Annotated in this window: 17 protein-coding genes; 1 reads left to right on the top strand and 16 read right to left on the bottom strand. The window is 60.5% G+C overall.

Annotated elements, in window-relative coordinates:
• Positions 1-368 precede the first annotated feature (368 nt).
• The gene (locus RS887_RS24220) at positions 369-1,307 is read left to right on the top strand and encodes a site-specific integrase (protein WP_322617381.1); all 939 of its coding nucleotides are present in this window, start codon (positions 369-371) and stop codon (positions 1,305-1,307) included.
• A gap of 4 nt (positions 1,308-1,311) precedes the next feature.
• Here the strand turns inward: RS887_RS24220 and RS887_RS24225 are convergent, their stop codons facing one another.
• From RS887_RS24225 to RS887_RS24300, 16 genes are all read right to left on the bottom strand, one after another.
• Positions 1,312-2,382 carry an ABC transporter ATP-binding protein gene (locus RS887_RS24225; RefSeq protein WP_322617382.1) on the bottom strand — a complete coding sequence of 357 codons (1,071 nt, stop codon included), beginning with the start codon at positions 2,380-2,382 and terminating at the stop codon, positions 1,312-1,314.
• Positions 2,379-3,977 (bottom strand): iron ABC transporter permease, encoded by a 1,599-nt coding sequence (locus tag RS887_RS24230; protein ID WP_322617383.1) that lies wholly within the window; start codon positions 3,975-3,977, stop codon positions 2,379-2,381. Before RS887_RS24230 ends, RS887_RS24225 begins: the two co-directional genes overlap by 4 nt.
• 4 nt (positions 3,978-3,981) lie before the next feature.
• Positions 3,982-4,995, bottom strand: coding sequence for an iron ABC transporter substrate-binding protein (locus RS887_RS24235; RefSeq protein WP_322617384.1), 1,014 nt, complete (start codon positions 4,993-4,995; stop codon positions 3,982-3,984).
• A 200-nt stretch (positions 4,996-5,195) separates the two neighbouring features.
• Positions 5,196-5,951, bottom strand: coding sequence for an ABC transporter ATP-binding protein (locus tag RS887_RS24240; RefSeq protein WP_322617385.1), 756 nt, complete (start codon positions 5,949-5,951; stop codon positions 5,196-5,198).
• The gene (locus tag RS887_RS24245) at positions 5,945-7,006 is read right to left on the bottom strand and encodes an iron ABC transporter permease (RefSeq protein WP_322617386.1); all 1,062 of its coding nucleotides are present in this window, start codon (positions 7,004-7,006) and stop codon (positions 5,945-5,947) included. The genes RS887_RS24240 and RS887_RS24245 overlap by 7 nt, the downstream gene beginning before the upstream one ends.
• Positions 7,003-8,181 carry an ABC transporter substrate-binding protein gene (locus RS887_RS24250; protein WP_322617387.1) on the bottom strand — a complete coding sequence of 393 codons (1,179 nt, stop codon included), beginning with the start codon at positions 8,179-8,181 and terminating at the stop codon, positions 7,003-7,005. The genes RS887_RS24245 and RS887_RS24250 overlap by 4 nt, the downstream gene beginning before the upstream one ends.
• A gap of 65 nt (positions 8,182-8,246) precedes the next feature.
• Positions 8,247-10,679, bottom strand: a complete 2,433-nt coding sequence (locus tag RS887_RS24255; protein ID WP_322617388.1) for a TonB-dependent receptor — start codon at positions 10,677-10,679, stop codon at positions 8,247-8,249.
• 100 nt (positions 10,680-10,779) lie between these two features.
• Positions 10,780-11,757 (bottom strand): FecR domain-containing protein, encoded by a 978-nt coding sequence (locus tag RS887_RS24260; protein WP_322617389.1) that lies wholly within the window; start codon positions 11,755-11,757, stop codon positions 10,780-10,782.
• A complete protein-coding gene (locus tag RS887_RS24265) occupies positions 11,758-12,273 on the bottom strand; it encodes a sigma-70 family RNA polymerase sigma factor (protein ID WP_322617390.1) in 516 nt (171 codons plus the stop codon).
• 80 nt (positions 12,274-12,353) lie between these two features.
• Positions 12,354-13,598 carry an MFS transporter gene (locus tag RS887_RS24270; protein WP_322617391.1) on the bottom strand — a complete coding sequence of 415 codons (1,245 nt, stop codon included), beginning with the start codon at positions 13,596-13,598 and terminating at the stop codon, positions 12,354-12,356.
• A gap of 165 nt (positions 13,599-13,763) precedes the next feature.
• Positions 13,764-15,485, bottom strand: coding sequence for a lipid IV(A) 4-amino-4-deoxy-L-arabinosyltransferase (arnT, locus tag RS887_RS24275; protein WP_322617392.1), 1,722 nt, complete (start codon positions 15,483-15,485; stop codon positions 13,764-13,766).
• A 176-nt stretch (positions 15,486-15,661) separates the two neighbouring features.
• Positions 15,662-16,318, bottom strand: a complete 657-nt coding sequence (locus RS887_RS24280; RefSeq protein WP_322617393.1) for a histidine phosphatase family protein — start codon at positions 16,316-16,318, stop codon at positions 15,662-15,664.
• Positions 16,319-16,628: 310 nt separating this feature from the next.
• Positions 16,629-17,186 carry a PqiC family protein gene (locus tag RS887_RS24285; protein ID WP_322617394.1) on the bottom strand — a complete coding sequence of 186 codons (558 nt, stop codon included), beginning with the start codon at positions 17,184-17,186 and terminating at the stop codon, positions 16,629-16,631.
• Between the two features lie 17 nt (positions 17,187-17,203).
• Entirely contained in the window at positions 17,204-18,880 is a 1,677-nt protein-coding gene (locus RS887_RS24290; protein ID WP_322617395.1) for an intermembrane transport protein PqiB, read from the bottom strand.
• Complete coding sequence (locus RS887_RS24295; protein WP_322617396.1) at positions 18,861-19,517, bottom strand: paraquat-inducible protein A; 657 nt, start codon at positions 19,515-19,517, stop codon at positions 18,861-18,863. The genes RS887_RS24290 and RS887_RS24295 overlap by 20 nt, the downstream gene beginning before the upstream one ends.
• The gene (locus RS887_RS24300) at positions 19,514-20,110 is read right to left on the bottom strand and encodes a paraquat-inducible protein A (protein ID WP_008021587.1); all 597 of its coding nucleotides are present in this window, start codon (positions 20,108-20,110) and stop codon (positions 19,514-19,516) included. Before RS887_RS24300 ends, RS887_RS24295 begins: the two co-directional genes overlap by 4 nt.
• Positions 20,111-20,316 lie beyond the last annotated feature (206 nt).

Genomic DNA, 20,316 nt, shown 5'->3' on the forward strand with positions numbered 1-20,316 from the left:
AGCCTTTGAGGCTAAAAGGGATCCAAAAATTAGCATAGACGCTAAATCAGAATCTGCATCAAATCAACTAGTTACTGGGTGGAGGCGAAAAAACCGTATCAGTTGACTTCTCTCGTCATGGCCGGCAGGTTGGGCATCCATTGGGGGGGGTGCGCCGACTTTACAGAAGGTTATGCCCGATTTTGTGAAAGGAACATGAAAAAACGGTTGGGGAATCGTTTTATCTGAAGACTATTAAGGCGCTGTTCAGACTTCTTCCATTCATCGCGTTTTTTAGGAGAAGTCCTACAGCAATAATGTTTTTAACATGACTGTTATTTAACCTCTTAGTTGTTTCATTGAACTGTTTACATTCAAGGCCGTTTCGTTTGATTGACTTACCTGTTACTGATTCACACACACCCCGCACCAATCCGCTGACCCTGTATCTGGCGCGACTGGCGCCGTCCAGCCAACTGACCATGCGTTATGTGCTGCAGGATGCCGCCGACCGCCTGGGCTTCGAAGACCACGATATCGAGGAGATACCCTGGCACAACTTGCAGCCCGAAGACGTGATCGCACTGGTGGCCACTTTGCGTTCCGACGGTTATGCGCCCAACACGTCCTCGCTGTATGTCAACGCGGTGCGCGGGGTGATGAACGAAGCGTGGCGCATGAGCCTGATTTCTCAGGAACATCTGTTGAAGATGCGTACGGTGAAGGGCATGGCCGGTACACGTTTGTCCCAGGGGCGCAATCTGCGGCGGACGCTGATTCAGGAACTGATGGCGGTCTGCGCGGCGGATCCGAGGCCGCAAGGCCTGCGGGATGCCGCGATCATCGGGATTTTGTACGGCTCGGGGATGCGCAAGTCCGAATCGGTGAACCTGGAACTGAGCCAGGTCGATTTCACCGAGCGCAGCCTGCGCGTGACGGCCAAGGGCAACAAGCAGTTGATCAAGTACGCCCCGGCCTGGGCCTTCGCCAGGCTGGAAGCCTGGCTTGAGCTGCGCCGTTCGTTGCTCAAGGACGGAGAGGCGGATGACCCGTTCCTGTTCAACCGCATCCGCCGTGGCAGCCATATCACCCGTGAGCGCATCACCAAGCATGCGATCTACTACATTGCCCGGCAACGGGGCGCGCAAGTCGGGGTGAAAATCATGCCCCACGACTTCCGGCGTTCGTTCATAACCCGGGTGATCGAAGAGCATGACCTGTCGATTGCGCAGAAGCTGGCACACCACAGCAACATCCAGACCACAGCCAACTACGATGTGCGCGACGACAACGAGCGACGTCGGGCAGTGGATCGATTCGATCTGTGAACGATCAGATCTCGCTCAGCACATGGGCGTGGCCAATGGTCGAGACCTGAACCGAGCTGCCGGCGGGTGGCGCATACATGCCTGAACTGCGCACCAGCAGTGATCGACCCGGTTGCTCGCGGCGGGCCAGGGGCTGGAGTTCCACCGTCAGCGTGCAGGTGTTGCCGCTGAAATCCCGATCGGTGACCACGGCCCGGCAACCGCTGGCTTCCGGGTCGCTGGGGAGGATACTGGCCAGTTGCAGCTGTTCAGGGCGCAGCATGATCTGCGCCGAGCTGTTGTTGCGGTGGTTGTTGACCGGGATCCGCCCCAGGTCGCAATGGGCCCAACCGGCCTCGATGCGTGCGGGCATGACCACGGCATCCCCCAGGAACAGGGCGGTTTGCTCATCTTCGGGGTAGCGATACAGGTCCAGTGGATGGCCTGACTGGACCAGCCGACCATGGCGCATCACCGCCAACTGGTCGGCGAACGACAGGGCTTCACTCTGGTCATGGGTGACCAGAATGGTGGTGACACCCGCGTCTTCCAGCAGTCGCGCAACCATCTTGCGCATCGCGGCGCGCAATCCGGTGTCGAGCGCCGAGAACGGCTCGTCCAGCAGCATCAGCCGTGGCTGTTGCGCCAACGCCCGGGCCAGGGCCACTCGTTGTTGCTGGCCGCCGGACAATTCGTGAGGCCAGCGCTCGGCCATCTTCGCGTCCAGCGCCACGCTGTCCATCAGTTCAGCGACCCGCTGCTGTTTTTCATTGCCCTTGATGGACAAACCGAAGCCGATGTTCGCCGCCACGGTCATGTGCGGGAACAGTGCGCCGTCCTGTGGCACGTAGCCGATCAGGCGTTGGTGCGCCGGCACTTCGTGGGTGCCGTCGACCAGGGTCTGGCCATTGAGCGAAAGACGCCCGGAGTCGGGGAATTCGAAGCCGGCAATCATCCGCAGCAAGGTAGTCTTGCCTGAGCCTGAAGGGCCGACGATGACCGTGCGACTGCCGCTTGGCACCGACAGGCTGACGTTGTCCAGAGCGCAATGGGCGCCATAGGACTTGTAGAGGGCATTCAATTCAAGAGTGTTCATCGGCCAGCCGTTTTTTTCGATTGGTGATAAAGAAGTCCGGTCAACGGAAGCGACAGCACAACCATCAATAAGGCGTAGGGTGCAGCGGCGGCATAATCGATTTCGCTGGTCATGGCCCAGAATCCGGTTGCCAGCGTGCGCGTGCCGTTAGGGGCCAGCAGCAGGGTGGCGGTCAGTTCGTTGGTGATTGCCAGGAACACCAGCGCCGCACCGGCGGCTGCCCCCGGTGCGGCCAGGCGCAAGGTGATCAGCCACAGGGCCCGGGCCGGGGAGCGGCCAAGGCTGCGGGCGATGTTTTCCAGTTCCACCGGGGCCTGGGCAATGCCTGCACGCAAGCTCACCAGGGCACGGGGCAAGAACATCAGCAGGTACGCCAGCAGCACGGTGAAGGTGGTCTGGTAAATCGGCCGGGCGAAATGGATCGTGACGGTCACCAACGCCAGCGCCACGATAATTCCGGGCAAGGAACTGGTGATGTAGTTGCAGCTTTCCAGCACCCGTTGCAGTCGGCCGGGGTAGCGGATCGACAGCCAGGCAATCGGAATGGCCGCGCAGGTGGTTAGCGCCGCACCGGCGACGCCGAGTAGCAGGGTTTGCTCCAGCGCGGGCAACAACTCGGCCATGTCCCAGACTTCCACACCGCCGGCAATCAGCCATTTGCCCAGGGTGATCAGTGGAACTCCCAGGGCCAGGGCGCAGGTCACGATTTGCAGGGCCAACGACAGCAGCGTTGAAGTCGTCTTCAGGACGACGACCCGTTGCTCCCGGGCACTTCCCGAACCGACGCGAGCGTAGCGTGCCGAACCCCGGGCGGCGGATTCGGCCGTCAACATTGCCAGGCAGCACAGCGCCAGCACGCTCGCCAGCATGTGCGCCGCTGCGCCGTTGAAGGTCGATTTGAACTGATCGAAGATCGCGGTGGTAAAGGTGTCGAAGCGGATCATGGCGTACAGGCCATATTCGGCCAGCAGGTGCAGGCCGACCAGCAAGGCGCCGCCGCAGATCGCCAGGCGCAATTGCGGCAACACCACGCGGAAAAACACTTTCCAGGGTTTGAGCCCCATGGATTCGGCGACGTCTTCGATGGCCGGGTCCAGTCGGCGCAAGGTGGCCGCCACCGGCAAATACAGAAACGGGAAGTAGGCGATGACCGAGACCAGGACACCGGCAAACAAGCCGTGAATGGGTGGCACCAGGCTGACCCAGGCGTAGCTGTGAACGAACGCAGGCACCGCCAGAGGTGCGGTGGCCAGCAACGACCACCAGCGTCGCCCCGGAAGATTCGTGCGTTCGGTCAGCCAGGCCAGCGTCACCCCCAGCGCCACGCACAAGGGAATCGTCAGCAGCACCAGCAACACAGTGTTGACCAGCAGTTCACCGACCCGGGGGCGGAACACCAGGGTCACGACGGTTGACCAGCCTGTCTGCAGGGACACGCCAATAACGTAAGCGATCGGTAGCAGTGCCAGTAATGAAACCAGCACCGACAAACCGATCACCCATACACCGCCACGTCCCGCAAAGACTCCGCGGGATCGTCGACGCAATGTTGCGGGTGTCGCCTCAGCGACCCCCGCAGGCAGGGTTTCAGGCATCAATTTAGAGCAGTCCGGCCTGTGTCATCAGCTCCACGGCTTTTTTGCTGTCGAGTTTCGAAGCATCGACAGTCGGCGCATCGAGTTGATTCAGAGGCACCAGTTTAGGGTTGGATTCAGCGCCTTTGCCCACGGCGTATTCAAACGACTTGCCGTTCTTCAGCACAGCCTGGCCATCCTTGCCGGTAATGTATTTGAGAAACGCCTGGGCTTGTTCTTTGTGTTTGCTGGAGGCGAGGACGCCGCCGCCGGAGATGCTAACAAAAGCGCCCGGGTCTTTGTGCTTGAAATAGTGCAGGGTGGTGTTTTTGCTGTTTTCGCCAGTCTTGGACTGATCCACCAGGCTGTAGTAGTGGTAGATCACGCCGCTTTCGATCTGCCCGGCATTCACCGCCTTGAGTACAGCGCTGTTGCCACGGTAGTTGCTGTAGTTGGTTTTCATCGCTTTCAGCCAATCCAGCGTGGCGGCTTCACCCTTTTGTTCCAGGATGGCAGCGACGATGGCCTGGAAGTCAGCACCGCCTGGCGACGCAGCCCAGCGACCTTTCCAGCTGGGATCGGCCAGGTCCATGATCGATTGCGGCAGATTGGCTGCAGGCAGTTTGCTCGGGTTGTACACAAACACCGTAGAGCGCGCGGCAATCCCGACCCATTTGCCGTGGGCCGGACGGTAGGCGGAGTCAATCTGCTCCAGCGTGGCCTTATCGACAGGTGTAAACAGCCCGGCGTTGTCGACCAGGACCATGGCCGGGGAGTTTTCGGTCAGGAACACGTCCGCCGGAGAAGCTGCGCCTTCCTGCACGATCTGGTTGCCCATCTCGGTGTCGTCGCCATTACGCAAGGTGACGGGAATACCGGTTTCCTGGGTAAAACCCTCGACCCAGGCCTTGGTCAGGCCTTCGTGTTGCGCGTTGTACACCACAATGCCGACGGAGTCAGCTGCATAGGCCTGGCCAGCGCTCAGCAAAGCGGTGGCCAGCAGGGCCTTTTTCAAGAACGAAGGGATGTTGGGTATCATTCTGCGGGCTGCTCCTAGTGCATTTTTTATGAAAAATCATGGGCATTGAATCGCCTGTAAACCAATGCGAATCATTTGCATATTTTGAATTGCAGGGAATGTAGAGATCCAAATGAGAAAATAACGTCAAAAAAACCGTTAATACATGTAATTTTCATTCAGATTAGCAGCACTGCGCCCACGGTGGTTCGACTTGTCGATCAAACGATGTCGTCGATCAGAATATGACGCTGTCCCCGGCTGCATTTTTCGATCCTGGCATCGACCTTGTAGACGTCTCGCAGCATCTGCCCGGTGATCACGGCTTCGCTGGGGCCACTGCCTTTTGTCGTGCCCTCGGCGATGACCAATACCTGATCGGCAAAGCGCAGCGCCTGATTCAGGTCATGGATGGCGATGAACACGATCACCTCATGCTGTCGCGCCAGCTCGCGCATGAAGTTCAGCACCTGCACCTGACGGTGCATGTCCAGAGCGCTGGTGGGTTCATCCATCAGCAGCACTTCCGGTTCACGCACCAGGGTTTGCGCAATCGAGACCAGTTGCTGCTGGCCGCCGCTGAGTTCACCCAGGTTGCGAAATGATAGCTCGGTGATGGCCAGTGCGCCGAGGATCTGGTCTACCCGCTTCAACTCGTCGTCGTCGACGGTCCAGCCGGGCGTCAGCTGTTTGCGCGCCAGTAGAACCGATTCGTAGACCGTCAGGCGGGCACTGGCGTTCAGGCCCTGGGGCATGTAGCTGATGCCCTGATGGCCTTTTTTCGAGTCTTGCAAGTTGACCCGGCCGGGACCGTCGATCAACCCGGCCATGCGTTTGAATAATGTGGATTTGCCGGCGGCATTCGGCCCGACCACGGCGACCACCTGGCCGCCGCTGAAGGTCGACGTGGTGATGCCCGAAATGATCTCGCGCTGACCGTAGCGGGCGCCAAGGTTCTCGAATTGTATCTTCACCATGAGTTTTTCTTCCCGCCCAGAATCAGAGAAATGAAGAACGGCACGCCAATCAGCGAGGTGACCACCCCGATCGGAAATATCGCACCCGGTATCAGGGTTTTACTGACCACCGAACTGGCGGACAGGATCAGCGCCCCGGTCAACAGCGATGCGGGGAGGAAGAAGCGTTGGTCTTCGCCAATCAGCATCCGTGCGATGTGCGGGCCGACCAGCCCGATAAAACCGATGGTGCCGACAAAGGCCACCGGAAACGACGCCAGCAGGCTGACCATGATCAGCGTCTGAAAGCGCAGGCTGCGCACGTTGATACCGAAACTTGCGGCCTTGTCATCGCCCAGGCGCAGGGCGGTCAGTGCCCAGGCCCGTTTGGCGAAGATCGGCAGGGTGATCAGGATCACCAGGCAAATGATGCCGAGTTTGGGCCAGGTGGCTTTGGTCAGGCTGCCCATGGTCCAGAACACCACGGCCGCCACGGCTTGCTCCGTGGCAAAGAACTGCACCAGCGCCAGCAGTGCATTGAAGGTGAACACCAGCGCGATCCCCAGCAATACGATGGTTTCGGCCGTGACGCCGCGACGCATGCTGAGGAAGTGGATCAGCAGCGCCGACAGCATCGCCATGATGAACGCATTGACCGGGACCATGTATTGCGCCGCCAGGGGAAACAGCGCCACGCCGAAGGCCAGGCCCATGGCCGCGCCAAAGCTGGCCGCGGCGGAAATGCCCAGGGTAAAAGGGCTGGCGAGTGGGTTGTTGAGGATGGTCTGCATCTGGGCGCCGGCCAGGGACAACGCGGCGCCGACCGCCACCGCCATCAACGCCACCGGCAAGCGGATGTCCCACATCACCACCCGCACTTGTGCCGGTGCGGTTTGCGGGGAAAAGAGGGCGCCCAGTACTTCACTCAAGCTGTAGCTCGCCGGTCCCAGCGCCAGGTCCAGCAGCACGCTGCACAGCAGCAAGGCGGCCAGCGCCACGAGGACCAAGCGTTTGCGCAACACCAGCTGCCGGTACACGTCGCGCTGCACCACAGGCGCTTCGCCCAGAGAACTCATGGCGTGACCTCCGGGTTCTTCAGGCTGACGAAATAGCCTGGCTCGTAAGGGACCGGCAGGAACCGCTCATGCAGTTCGCGAAACGAGGCATCGGGGTCGAGGTCGGCAAACAGTTGCGGATGAAACCATTTGGCCAGTTGCTGAATGGCCACGAACTGGTAGGGGCTGTTGTAGAACTGATGCCAGATCGCGTGAAACGCCTGATCGTTTTGCGCCTTGATCCCGGCATAAGCCGGGCGCCGGGTGTACCACGCCAGTTTGCTGCGCGCCTGCTGCAGATCGGCGCCAGGTCCGACACCGACCCAGTGTCCGCCCGGTGCAAAGGCCTGCCAGTTGGCACTGGTGACCACCACCTGGTCCGGGTTGGCCACCACCACCTGTTCGGCGTTCAATTGGCCAAAGGTCGTGGGGATGATGCCTTTGGCGATGTTGTTGCCGCCGGCCATTTCGACGAACCGTCCGAAGTTCTCGTCGCCGAAACTCAGGCAGTAATCGTCGGTGTAACCGCCAATGCGCTCGATGAAGACGTTCGGCCGCGTTGGCTGGCGGGCCTCGATGAGCGAGGTCACCCGGCGAATCTGCTCGTTGCGAAAATCGATGAACGCTTCGGCGCGATCTTCCTTGCCAAACAGCTGGCCAAACAGGCGCATGGTCGGCTCGGTGTTTTGCATCGGGTTGTTGCGAAAATCGACATAGACCACCGGGATGCCCAGCGCATCGAGTTTCTCGATGTAACGGGCGTCTTCGGTGGCGTGCTGCGCTTCGATGTTGAGGATGATCACATCGGGTTGCCGGGAGATGGCCTGCTCGATGTCGAACGTGCCGTCTTCAAAGCCGCCGAAGGTCGGGATTTTCGCGATGTCCGGGAATTTGCGCAGGTAAGCGCGGTACGTATCCGGGTCGGACTGGATCAAATCCTTGCGCCAGCCGACGATGCGCTGGATCGGGTTTTGCGTATCCAGCGCGGCCACCAGGTACAATTGGCGGCCTTCGCCGAGTATGACCCGCCTCACCGGCACGCGAACCTTGACCTTGCGGCCCAGCAGGTCAGTCACGGTCATGGCGGCCGGGTCTTGCGCCGCGCTGGCAGGAAGCGGTGTCAATATGAACGCCGCCACGCCCAGAAGCCCGACAAGCAAAAACGCAGCGAGGCTGCGTCGATGAACAGATGCCATGGTTGAATCCTTTACCAAAGGCCAGCCCGGACAACGGCTCAGGTCGCTGTCCGGGGCCGGGCGTTTCAGAAGTCGACGGTGGCCGACATGAGCAGGGTGCGCGGCGCGCCTTGGGAGAACGCACCGTATGAGGCAACGCCGGACCAGTATTCACGGTCGAACACGTTCTGTACGGTCGCCCGGAACGTGGTCGGGTGCTCGGCGATACGCGTGGTGTAGCGGGCGCCGGCATCGAAACGGGTCCACGCGTCAAGTTCCTGGGTATTGGCCTGGTTGACGAACTGGCTGTCGGTGTAGATCGCACCACTGGTGAGCGTCAGGCCTTCGACCCAGGGGGTGTCCCATTCAGCCCAGAGGTTGGCCTGGACGTCAGGCACACCCACCGGTTTGTTGCCGCGGTTGGCGGGCGTGCCGGACTTGGTCAGCTCGGCGTCCAGCAGTGTGACGCCACCGAGCAGGCGAGTGCCCTGGGCGATTTCGCCGAACACATTCAACTCCACGCCGCGGTTGCGTTGTTCGCCTTGCACCGAGAACACGCCATTGGCCAGTTCGCCACTCGGTTTCTTGATCTGGAACAGGCTGAGGGTCGAGGTGAAGGTGCCGTAATCGACCTTGACCCCGACTTCCTGTTGCCGGGAGATGTAGGGCGCGAATATCTCGCCGGAGTTCGACGCGGTGGCCGGCGCGATATCGCCTTTGCTCAGCCCCTCGATGTAGTTGTAGTAGAACGAGACATGGTCCCAGGGTTTGACCACCACCCCGAACATCGGCGTGGTTTCGCTTTCGTCGTAGGACGTGGTGACGAAACCGGCCGGGTTGAAGTTGTCGGACTTGATGTTCTGTTTGCGCAGGCCCAGGGTGACTTGCACGCGCTCATCCAGCACCGAAAGGGTATCGGCCAGCGCCACACCGGACAGCTCGGTCTCTGACACTTTCGGTGTGTCAGGCGTGGCGATGTTCGGCTTTGGGCGATCGATCGGGTGGTAGATGTTGGACAGCACGGGTGGCCCGGAAATGATGCCGCGGGACAGTTCGTCGCGGTAACGGGTGACTTGCAGGGTGGTGCTGTGACTGATCGGGCCGGTGTCGAAGCGCAGCCGGGCGCCGGCGTCGACGGTATAGCGCTCGACTTCAAACTTGTAGTAACCGGGAATCGAGGACGTGTCACCGGCGCTGTTGAGGATGGTCGGGGTCTGGTCGGACATCCGTGACACGTCGGACTTGCCGCCACCGGCATGGGCGAACACGGTCAATGCGTCGTTCAGGTCGTACTCGCCGCTGAGCAGTGCCGATTTGTCGCGGGTTTCGGACCAGCCCCATTCCTGTGTCACGTTGGTGCGGCCGTTGGCGGCGGAAGGGATGTCGATGCCCTTGGCAATCAGGAAGGGCCGCGAAGGGGCGTCGAACTCTTCTTTCTGGCTGATCAGGTCCAGGGAGGTGCGCAGGCGTTCGCCCTGATAATCCAGGGAGATGGCGCCGATGTCGACGTCACGGGACTGGTCGTCGATGGCGGTGTCGCCGGTTTGCATGCTGCCATTGATGCGCACGCCAAACTCGCGGCTTTCACCGAAGCGCCGGCTGAGGTCGATATGCCCGCCCACCTGGGCGTTCATGGCGTAGCTGGCGGTGAAACGGGTCAGGTCCTCCTCCAGCGAGCGTTTGGGTACCACGTTGATCACGCCGCCGACACCGCTGTTGGGCGACATGCCGTAGAGCAGCGCGCCAGGGCCCTTGATCACCTCGATGCGCTCGGCGTACTCGGTGAACACCCGGTAGTTGGGTGCGACACCGTACACACCGTCGAAGGCCAGCTCGCCGAGGTTGCCTTCACCCACCGGAAAGCCACGGATGAAGAACGAATCCACCACGCCACCGGCCTGGCCGGTGGAGCGCACGGAAGAATCGCGCTCCAGTACGTCGGCCACGGTCACGGCTTGTTGATCCTTCATCAGGGTCGAGGTGTAGTTGCTGACGCTGAAGGGGGCGTCCATCACATCCCTGTTGCCCAGCAGGCCGAGCCGGCCACCTCGGGCGACCTGACCGCCGGGGTACACCGGCGGCAAGCCGTCGGTGCGCCCATCGGTGCCGCTGACCGTAGTGGCGCCAAGCGTCAGCGTACCGGCGCTGCTGGCGGGGCGTCGCGCCAGGGTGTAGCTGCCGTCGCTGCGCCCAACGATTTCCAGATCGCTGCCAGCCAGCAGTTTGTTGACGGCTTCCTGGGGCGAATAGGTGCCGGACAGGCCCGGGCTGGTCAGGCCGTCGGTCAGCGATGGCTGGAACGACAACGCAATGCCGGCCTCCACGGCAAATTTCGACAGCGTCGTACCGAGTGGGCCCGGGGCAATGTTGTAGGTGCGGGTGGCTGTGGCGTCCAGTTGCGCCGGCTCGGCCGCTTGGGCGTAAGGGGTGGCGGCGCTGGTCAGGGCAAGGCTTAGCAGTGCGCTGCGGATCGCCAGTTTGAGTGAGCGATCCGAGCGCAGAGGTCGTGCAACGAACATGGAGTGATGACCCTTTCGACGAGGTTGAGAAGTTCTTCCTTTCCTTGCCAGCCGAGATCAAAAAAAGTATCACCCGCGTAGCAGTTTTTTTTGCATGGCGTCAGGCGGGGTAGAGCGTCACCCAGTAACCGCTCAAATGACCGGTGGCGATGACTGGGTAGGTCTGCACCAGCATGTTCAGGGTGCGTTGGGTCTCCCGGATGGGGAAGGCGCCGGAGATCCGCAGATCGGCAATCGCCGGGTGGCAGCGCACGATGCCGCTGCGATAACGCGCCAGTTCGATCACGAAATCCGCCAGCCGCAGGTTGTCGGCCATCAACATGCCTTGGGTCCAGGCGCTGACGGAGCGGTCAACCGGACTCGGTTGAGCAAAACTGTGCGACGAAAAATCGGTACGTTCTCCGGCATTGACGATCAAGGGCGCCGCACGATTGGCGTCGGCCAACTGCACCCGGACTGCGCCCTCAAGGACCGCGAGTCGGGTGCGGGCCGACAGTTCCCGGACGGTGAAGCGGGTGCCCAAGGCCTGCATCAGCCCCTGGCGTGTGCTGACCAGGAACGGCCGCGCCTGGGGCAGGCTGTCGGCGGCGGTCTGCACCAGGATTTCGCCTTCGCGCAACCGGATAAGGCGCTGGTTGGCGTCAAACAGCACATCGATGGCGGTGTCGGTGTTCAGGGTGATCTGCGATCCGTCGGCCAGGGTCAGCTGGCGCTGCTGGCCGACGGCGGTGCGGTAATCGGCTGTCCATTGTTGCGATTGCATCAGCTTCCAGCTACCCCAACCCACGGGCAATGTCGCCAGAATCATTGCCAGTTTGCCCAGCGCCACCCGGCGTGCCGGACTGCTCGGACGGTCGAGAGCCGACATCGCCAGCGCCGGCGGCAGCCCGCCAAGCTTGGTTTGCAGCATCCGGGCGCGGGCCCAGGCGCGATGGCGCTCAGGCGTGCTGACCTGCCAGCGTTCCCATTGCGCTCGTTCGGTTTCGTCGAGTTCGCCTTCGCTCAGGCGGATCAGCCAATCAGCGGCTTCTTCGAGCGCCTGGGTATCGAGCTCGGTATGACTGCGCAAGGTCGACATTCATTCCACCAGCAGCAGGCACTGCACGAAGGCTTGCTTCATGTAGCGTTTGACGGTGATCAGTGAAACCCCCAGTTGCTCGGCGATATCGTCGTATTTCAGGCCGCTGATCTGCGACAGCAGGAATGCCCGTTTGACCAATGGCGGCAAGGCATCGAGCATTGCATCGATTTCATGCAGGGTTTCCAGCACGATGAAGCGCAATTCGGGTGATGGCGTTTCAGGGGCGGGCAGCAAGGCCAGGGCATCCAGATAGGCGCGTTCCAGTGCCTTGCGCTGATACCAATTGACGAGGATGCCCTTGGCCACGCAACTCAGGTAGGCCCGAGGTTGATCAATGACCGCTACCCGCGAAGCCAGAATGCGGGTGAAGGTGTCCTGCGTCAGATCCGCCGCATCCATGGCGTTGCCCAATTTTTTCCGTAACGTGGCGTACAGCCAGCCATGATGGCCGCTGTAGAGCGCTTCGATCGCGTCCAGGTGGTTGTTGTGAGGTGCGGGGAGGGCGTCGCTCATGAATGATTTTTTTTGTAATTGAGAAGTATTCCCAATACTAATGGACAGCCTGCCTCTGACGCAAGCGCGATCCTGCCCGGTCAGTCGCCCGCTGCGGTCTCTCCCGATGGCAAGCGCGTATCGCGAGTGCGCAGGGCGACGATGGGAATCAAGGCCAGCAGGTAGGCGGCGCAAACGAACAGGTAGGTGTACTGCAAGCCGTACACTTGGCTGAGCAGCCCGCCGACCGAGATGCCGACGATGGACGCCAGTTGCAGGGCGCTTTGCGCAATTCCCATTACATAACCTTGTTGAGCGTTGCCAGCGGCTTTGGAAATCTGCGCCATCAGTACCGGGGTCGTTGCCCCCAGCAGCACGCCCCAGATGAAATAGGCGCTGACGAACACAAGCGGCTGCCGGGTGAGGGCGGCAACGGCGCTCAGGCCGGCGCAGCCGACGATGATGTAGGTGAGGCGGTGCAGCGTCTGCTGTCGGTTTCTGTTTTCGAAATACCGCGCCCATGGGTTTGCCGACAGGATGAAACCCAGCGCCAGCAAGCCGTAGCATAGACCCACCACCGAATGGCTGACCTGGAATACCGAGCTGACATACAGCGAGAACGAGGTTTGCGGGAGCATCCGCGCCAGCAACAGGATGCCCGTGACGCCCAACAGCGGCAGCAGCGGCGAATGTCGCCAGAGACTGTCCGGCCGGTTGGACTGCGCCGCTGCATCCACCACGGGCCCTTTCGGTGCGGGCGGCACATTCGGCAGTGTCAGCGCCGCCACGACGGTGCACACCGCACACAGCGCCGAGGCGATGAGATTGATCCAGAAAAACGTCGCGTAATCGAGAATCAGACCGCCGACCACCGCACCGAGCAAGGAACCGACATTGGTCGAAATCTGCAGAATGGCGAACAATCGCGCCCGCCGCGCCGGCGCTTCGATACTCACGCCATAGGCCTGGGCCGGGGCAATGTAGCCGGCGAACGCGCCCTGCAAAAAGCGCAACAGCAGGATGACCCAGATATCGCTGCACAGGGCCAGGCCAAGCTGCGTCAGGGACAAGCCGGCCAGCGCGCGGATCATCATCAGCTTGTGTCCATGGCGGTCACCGATGCGCCCCCAGAACGCGCTGGTGAGCATGATGCCCAGCATGGGGCCGATGTAGACGGCGATGCTGGCGAAGCTGAACAGCGCCTCGGAGCCTGCCAGCCCACGCAGGTACATGGGCCAGAACGGGCCGCTCATTTCCATTGCACCCATGGAGACAAGCTGGATCGTGAACAAAAGATAAATCAGGATTCTGACGCTCGATCCCTGGAACGTACCTGCAGCGGGCATTGACGGCTCTCGGTGGTTAAACGCTATCGATGGATGGCGCGAAGAGTACCGGCCTTGCTGTGTTGCTGAACACCCCACCCACGCAGATCGGCTTGATTGCACCTGGCGCAAACGAAAAAACCCGAGAGACCGGTTTGGCCACTCGGGTTTTTTTCGTCTCGGCTATCAGGGCTGGATTTGCGGGAAGATCAGGACCTGCAGATTGCCGCGCTGATAACGCTTGCCGTCGGTGGGCAGTGCCTCGACCTCCTGAATCTCGTCGACGCTATTGACCCTCATCACCACCCCGACCGAGCCTTTTTTACGTGCCTCGGTCATCCATCGCCCGACATCTTCGCTGGTCACTTTGCGCGAGGCCGCGGCCGGATCCGAAAGGCCGTACTTCAGCTCGCCGATGACATTATAGAGCGCCACCTCCGGCCGCCCGGTCAACCACGACAAGGCCGAGGCTGCGCCCAGGTCGTTGCTCAGCAGCGAGGTGGTCTGATTCAAGCTGTCCAGGTGCTCGGAGATAAACCGGTCGGGCATCTTGCTGTCGACAATCTGGCCCGGCATGGCGGCGGGAAGCAGCGCCACCAGCAGCCAGATACCGAGGGCCGGCATCGCCCATAAGGTCAACGGCCGCAGGATTTGCAGGGCATTGGCGATGATCCAGCCCAGCAGCACGATGAACGCCAGGGACAGGCTGAACATCTCGGTATTTTGATAAATCTCTTTGCTCAGTTGCAGGTACAGCAAGGCAATCAGAGCCGTGGTGGCAATGACGACGTTGAGCCATCCGTTGAAGCGAATCGTCCGTCCCCGTGCCTGTTGCAGCAGGCTGGTCAGCGCATGGCCCATCAGCAGCGCCAGCGGCAACAGGCACGGCATGATATAGGTCGGCAACTTGCCGCTGCTCATGCTGAAAATGGCCAATGGCAACAACAGCCAGAGCAGGAGAAAACCGCTGACGGGCTGACGCTTGTCGTTCCAGGCCTGGATGAACGTTGTCGGCAACAACACAGCCCAGGGCAGGGCGGAAACGACCAGCATCGGCAGGTAGAACCACCACGGACGGGCGTGCTGCGCATCGTCGGCGGCGAAGCGGCGTACGTGCTCGTTCCAGAAGAAGAAATTCCAGAAATCCGGTTCCTGATGATGGATGGCCAATGCCCAGGGCAAGCAGACTGCCGCGGCGATCACCACAGCCAGTGGCCCGTAACGCAACAGCTCGCCGATGCGACGCTGCCAGAGCATGTAGGGCAGGGCGATCACCGCCGGCAGCAGCCAGGCCAGAAAGCCCTTGGTCATGAAGCCCATGCCGCAGGCGATACCCAGGACTGCCCAGGACCCCAGGCGGGCGCGAAGGGTCCGGCTGTCGATGGCAAACCACAGGGAAACCAGGCTCAGGTTGACCCAGAGGGTGAACTGCGGGTCGAGGTTGGCGTACCCGGCCTGGCCGGCAATCAGCCCGAAGCTCATGTACAACAGTGCGCAGGCAAAGCTTTTACGCGGATCGCCCCAGAACCGGCGGGCAATCAGCCAGGTCAGCCACACGCTCAGCCCGGTACTCAGCGCTGATGCGATGCGTACCCCGAACAGGTTGTCGCCAAACACCGCCTGACCGATGGCGATCATCCAGTACCCGGCAATCGGTTTCTCGAAATAGCGCAGGCCCATGAAGTGCGGCGAGACCCAGTTCCCGCCCTGCAGCATTTCCTGGCTGATCTGGGCATAACGGGTTTCATCGGGAATCCACAGGCCGTGGCTCATCAGCGGCAGCAAATAGAATGCGATGAACGCCAGTACCAAGGCGAACAGCATCCAGCGTTCATTGGCAGGTACCGTTGGAGTGTGCAGGCGGGAAGAATGGCCAGCAAAATCTGGCAGTGGCTGATTTGACGTCATGTCTCGACCTTGGCGCTTGGATGGCTGGTTGAAGTGTGATGTGCAACTTGCAAGAAAGAAAACCGGAGTGATATTGAACGGCGAGAAGCTCAATCACACTTCTCGCTGTTCTGTTCAGGTTTCATTCAGTCCGGCTTGAAATACCTTAGAGTCAAAGTTCTCGATCCGTAGTGATTTCAGTTTTTTTCTTGTAACAGAGTGTTCCAGTCTTCGGCATTCACAATGCCGAGCACTTGCAGTTGGCCATTGCCATCGATGCGGACAAACAACGAACTGGCGTACTCGGCGTCCTTCGCCGAATGCTTGAAGCCGGTCTGCTTTTCAAAATCAGCGATGCAACCGCTGTGGGTCACCAGCACCAGGTTGCGATGGGCCACCTTGTGCGCCACGACGTCGTTACGCAGGGTCGTACCGCAGGTGGCCAGCCACTCCTGGGTCCGTGGGTCGCTGTTGAACATGTAATGCGCGGTCTGCACCGTGCGCGTCACCGGGCTGGTCAGGATGTCGGTTTGCGTCAAACCCAGGCGTGCCAGGCCTTGCCCGACACCGGCGGCCGCCTCACTGCCAACACGGGTAATGCCATCGGCCGGACCCAGACAAGGATTGCTGGAACGGTCGCAGCGCTCGGCATGACGCACCAGCACCGCGATCTCGCCGGCACCCCACTGTTGCAGCAATTGGGCCCGGGCTTGCGCGCCCTCTTGGGCCAGGTTGGTCGGTGATTTTGGCCACAGGAGAGAACCGGTGACCAGCACGGCGATGGTTAATGCACCAATGGCCATGACCGATCTGGACAGGCGCGAAGACGGTTTACGCGAGACGGAGTTGACCAAGTTTGTCCACCAGTTGGAGCGCAGGGAAGTGCTGTTGAACAACGTGTGGAACAGCACGATAAATACGATAAATTTCCGCCGAGACCAGGTTCAGCGAATTGACCGCTGCCAAAGTTAAGTCTGCACAGCTGTCGGAACGGTGAAAGGAATGTGAAAAATTTGCATAAGAGACTCCAGCGGCTAATTAGTTTGTTACTGGGAATTGATATCTTTTGCGCTATTGCGAAATAACAGCGGGAAACAGAGGGGACGTATGGTACGGACTGACGGCGAACCCGTCGCCGTCAGTCCGGTAGCCGGGAAAAGGCGTTCAGGGCGAAGGGCAGTTCGCCTGTGGTCTGGTGGCAGCCTGGCTGATCAGCGCGGCCAGGCGCTTGACGTTGTTTTGCTGGGCAAGCACCAGGTCGTCGATGCTCACGCCTGACGGCGTTTGCAAGGTGCTGCGGCAAATCACCCGTGCCGTATCGGCTGTGTCGGCACTGCGCAGGCGCCATTTCACGTCCATCAACGCGTATTGGCCGGGAACCGAGTCAAAACGCTGCACATCGACCCGCACTGAATATTTGCCTTGTACCGGACTGTTGCCCAGTTGATCGGCCAGCGCACTGCGCAATTCGTCCACGAGGGTCGCACCCCACCATTGGGTTTCCAGGATTGCCAGGCCACTGTTGCCCTGGCGAATGACAATCTGCGCACGGTCGACCTGGGGCGGCACGCTGATCGTCTCGATCTGAATCACCCCGGCGGTGGTCCTTGAATGATCACCCACCTGGGCCGGGGTCAGGGTGTGGAACTGAATCGGGTCACTGCGGCAAGCGGCAAGCAGCAACATCGCGGTGACCAGGGTGAACTTCAGCGGAAAAGCCATGGGTGATGCTCCTGTGTTCAATTGCGCGGTGGCCCTTGCATGTCCATGGGGGCGGCATTGTCCGGACGGCCGCGAAGCAGCGATTCCGGATGCCGTCCCAGGTAATCCGAAAGATCACGCAAGGATCTCGACGTGCGTCCCAGTTCATCGAGGGTTTGTCCGAGTTTTTCCCGCTGCGGCGAGTCATCGGCCAAGGTCGAACTGGCGGATTGCAGGGTCGAATTGGCCGTTTCCAGCGTCTTGCTGACATCCGACAAGGTGGAGTGCACGCCAGGCAGGATCTTGCCGTTGAATTGCATCATGCCTTTGCGCAGTTCGACGAGATTGCCATCCAGGTTGCCGGCGATACGCTCGATCGGCAGTTTGTTGAGCTTGTCGACCATGGCTTCGAGTTTTTCCTGCAGTTGCTCGAGGCTGCCCGGAATGGTCGGAATGACGACCGGGCGTGCGTTTGTATCGAAAGCGACTTTTTCTGCCTTGGGGTAGAAATCCAGGGAAATGTACAACTGGCCGGTCAGGAAGTTACCGGTACGGGCCTGGGCTCGCAGGCCGTTGTCGATAAAGGTGCCGATCAGGCGCACACCCCCGGCTTCGTCATTGGGATCATGATTGAGCGCCTTGATCATTTTGACGTGGGCCTGGCCCAGGCGTTGCGGGTAGATCACGATGCCGACATTGACCGGAAAGGAACGTTTTTTCTCGTCGTAATCCAGATTGACCGCCACCACCTTGCCGATTTCCACACCGAGGAACTCCACCGGCGCATCAACCTTGAGCCCGCGCAGTGCCTGGTCGAATCGCATGGACAGGTACTGCGGCTTGCCGCTTGGTGGGGCGAGGGCGGTTTGGGGGTCGTCGAACAGCTCGTAGGCATACTCTGCCGCAGCGGGTTTATCGCCAGGGCTGTAGTCGGGGGCGCGGAAAGCAATGCCGCCCACCAGCAAGGACGACAACGATTCGGTCTTGACCGCAAAACCGTTGGCGCCGACGTTCACGTCAATCCCGCTGGCGTTCCAGAACCGGGTGTTTTCGGTGACGTACTTGTCATTGGGTGCATGGATGAACACTTCAATGTTCACCCCCTTGCCGTCCGGGTCCAGCGCGTAGGCCACCACCTGACCCACCGGGATCTTGCGGTAGTAAACCGGAGAACCGATATCCAGCGACCCCAGGTCCTGGGTGAACAGGGTGAAACGCTTGCCCGGCTCGCCGTAGGTGATGGGTGGCGGGTTTTCCAGCCCCTTGAAGTTTTTAGCCCGACCGTTGGCCTGGCCGATATCGGCACCGATGTAATCGCCCGACAGCAGCGTATCGATACCGGACACACCGCCAGCACCAATTCGCGGCCGCACGACCCAGAACTGCGAATCTTCGCGGGTAAAACTTTCGGCCTGCTTGGCCAGTTTGATGGTGGCGTTGACACTCTTCTGGTCGTTGCTCAGTTCCACATCAGAGACTTGGCCAATCACGACATTTCGGTATTTGACCTCGGTTTTATTCGCGGTCAGGCCGTCCCCGGTCTTGAACGTGACAACGATGGTCGGGCCTTCCTGGAGCATGCTGTGAACCACCAGCGAAATACCCACCAGCACCGCGACGATCGGGACGATCCAGACCAGCGAAACGCTGAAGCGGCGGGTCTTGACCGGCGCCGGCCCTGGGGCTTGCGGCCCGTCAGTGGCTTGTGACTTCATCCGTGACCTCCTCATTGTGTGGGTTTTCCCGTTCTTTATCCCAGATCATGCGTGGATCGAAGCTCATCGCCGAGAGCATGGTGAACACCACAACCAGACCAAAAAACAGAATGCCCGGACGCGGCTCGATGTCGGCCAGGGCCTGGAATTTCACCAGCGAGGCCACCAAAGCAACCACGATCACATCGAGCATCGACCAGTAGCCGATGACCTCGACGAACCGGTACAGCTTCGACCGCTCAATGCGTGCCCACTCGCTGTCGCGATGTACGGTGACCAGCAGCAATGTGATGGCGACGAACTTGACGCCCGGCACCGCGATACTGGCAATGAAAATGATGAGGGCAATGTCCCAGGCCCCGGCCTCCCAGAACTCCAGCACGCCGCTCATGATCGTGCTGTCGGCACCGTGGCCGACCATTTTGGTGTTCATCACCGGCAGCAAATTGGCCGGGATGTAAAACACCAGGGCCGCGATCATGTAGGCCCAGGTCCGGGTCAAGGCATTGGTTTTGCGTCGATGCAAAGGCGCGCCGCAGCGCTCGCATTCGTGAGGTTCGCCAGTCATGTCGCAGGCCAGCCCGCAGCTGTGACACAGGCACAGGTTGAGCTCGTCGGCATACGGAGGCGTGCTCATAAAATGTCCCATAAGTCGCGGATATCGCGCCCGGCGATGCGGATCATCATCAGACTCAGCACAGCCAGGGCAAACAGACCTATGCCGGGCAGCACGTCGAGCAGCCCGGCGAGCTTGATCACCGCGACCATGGCGCCCAGCAGGCAGACTTCGAGCATGCTCCAGGGCCGCAAGGCTTCCAGCCAGCGCATGCAGAATCTGAATCCGGGCGAGCGTTGCCGGGCGAGGGCGAAGCCCAGCACCCAGATCAGCAGCAACAACTGGAAGATCGGCGCGATGATCATGGCGATCGCCGCCACCATGGCGATGAACGTGATGGGCCCCAGGCTCAGGGCCAGCACCGAGTCCCACAAAGTCGCACTGTTTTTCATGCCTTTGAGGCTGATGCTCATCACCGGATAGAAGTTGGCAAACAGCCACAGCATCAACGCGGTGAAGGTCAACGCAAGACGCTGTTCCACCGTGAGGCCGTTATAGCGTTGAAGCACGCCGCCGCAGCGCGTACACAGGGTTTTCTGATGTTTTGCGAGCGTTACTTTCTGGTACACGCTGTCGCAGTGCTCGCAGATGATCAGCTGATCAGTAGTTGCCATGGGCCAGGCTCAACAGAAGGCAGGAAATTCAGAGCACCCCCTCAATATAGAAGTGCCTTGCAATTGAGCAAATCGAAAGTCGAAACAAGGGGATATACAGAGCAGGATGATGAGAGCAAACGGGGATATGTGGCGAGCGAGCTTGCTCGCGCCGGGTCGCGTAGCGGCCCCAAAAAGTCCGATAACAATTAACCTTTTTGCGAGTG

Source organism: Pseudomonas sp. BIC9C (genome assembly GCF_034541995.1).
GTDB classification, from domain to species: Bacteria; Pseudomonadota; Gammaproteobacteria; order Pseudomonadales; family Pseudomonadaceae; genus Aquipseudomonas; species Aquipseudomonas fluorescens_CC.

What these genes read in the sequence shown, in the direction of transcription:
- RS887_RS24225 (WP_322617382.1), bottom strand. Translation starts at nt 2,382, where the DNA reads ATGAACACTCTTGAATTGAATGCCCTCTACAAGTCCTATGGCGCCCAT.
- RS887_RS24230 (WP_322617383.1), bottom strand. Translation starts at nt 3,977, where the DNA reads ATGCCTGAAACCCTGCCTGCGGGGGTCGCTGAGGCGACACCCGCAACA.
- RS887_RS24235 (WP_322617384.1), bottom strand. Translation starts at nt 4,995, where the DNA reads ATGATACCCAACATCCCTTCGTTCTTGAAAAAGGCCCTGCTGGCCACC.
- RS887_RS24240 (WP_322617385.1), bottom strand. Translation starts at nt 5,951, where the DNA reads ATGGTGAAGATACAATTCGAGAACCTTGGCGCCCGCTACGGTCAGCGC.
- RS887_RS24245 (WP_322617386.1), bottom strand. Translation starts at nt 7,006, where the DNA reads ATGAGTTCTCTGGGCGAAGCGCCTGTGGTGCAGCGCGACGTGTACCGG.
- RS887_RS24250 (WP_322617387.1), bottom strand. Translation starts at nt 8,181, where the DNA reads ATGGCATCTGTTCATCGACGCAGCCTCGCTGCGTTTTTGCTTGTCGGG.
- RS887_RS24255 (WP_322617388.1), bottom strand. Translation starts at nt 10,679, where the DNA reads ATGTTCGTTGCACGACCTCTGCGCTCGGATCGCTCACTCAAACTGGCG.
- RS887_RS24260 (WP_322617389.1), bottom strand. Translation starts at nt 11,757, where the DNA reads ATGTCGACCTTGCGCAGTCATACCGAGCTCGATACCCAGGCGCTCGAA.
- RS887_RS24265 (WP_322617390.1), bottom strand. Translation starts at nt 12,273, where the DNA reads ATGAGCGACGCCCTCCCCGCACCTCACAACAACCACCTGGACGCGATC.
- RS887_RS24270 (WP_322617391.1), bottom strand. Translation starts at nt 13,598, where the DNA reads ATGCCCGCTGCAGGTACGTTCCAGGGATCGAGCGTCAGAATCCTGATT.
- arnT (WP_322617392.1), bottom strand. Translation starts at nt 15,485, where the DNA reads ATGACGTCAAATCAGCCACTGCCAGATTTTGCTGGCCATTCTTCCCGC.
- RS887_RS24285 (WP_322617394.1), bottom strand. Translation starts at nt 17,186, where the DNA reads ATGGCTTTTCCGCTGAAGTTCACCCTGGTCACCGCGATGTTGCTGCTT.
- RS887_RS24290 (WP_322617395.1), bottom strand. Translation starts at nt 18,880, where the DNA reads ATGAAGTCACAAGCCACTGACGGGCCGCAAGCCCCAGGGCCGGCGCCG.
- RS887_RS24295 (WP_322617396.1), bottom strand. Translation starts at nt 19,517, where the DNA reads ATGAGCACGCCTCCGTATGCCGACGAGCTCAACCTGTGCCTGTGTCAC.
- RS887_RS24300 (WP_008021587.1), bottom strand. Translation starts at nt 20,110, where the DNA reads ATGGCAACTACTGATCAGCTGATCATCTGCGAGCACTGCGACAGCGTG.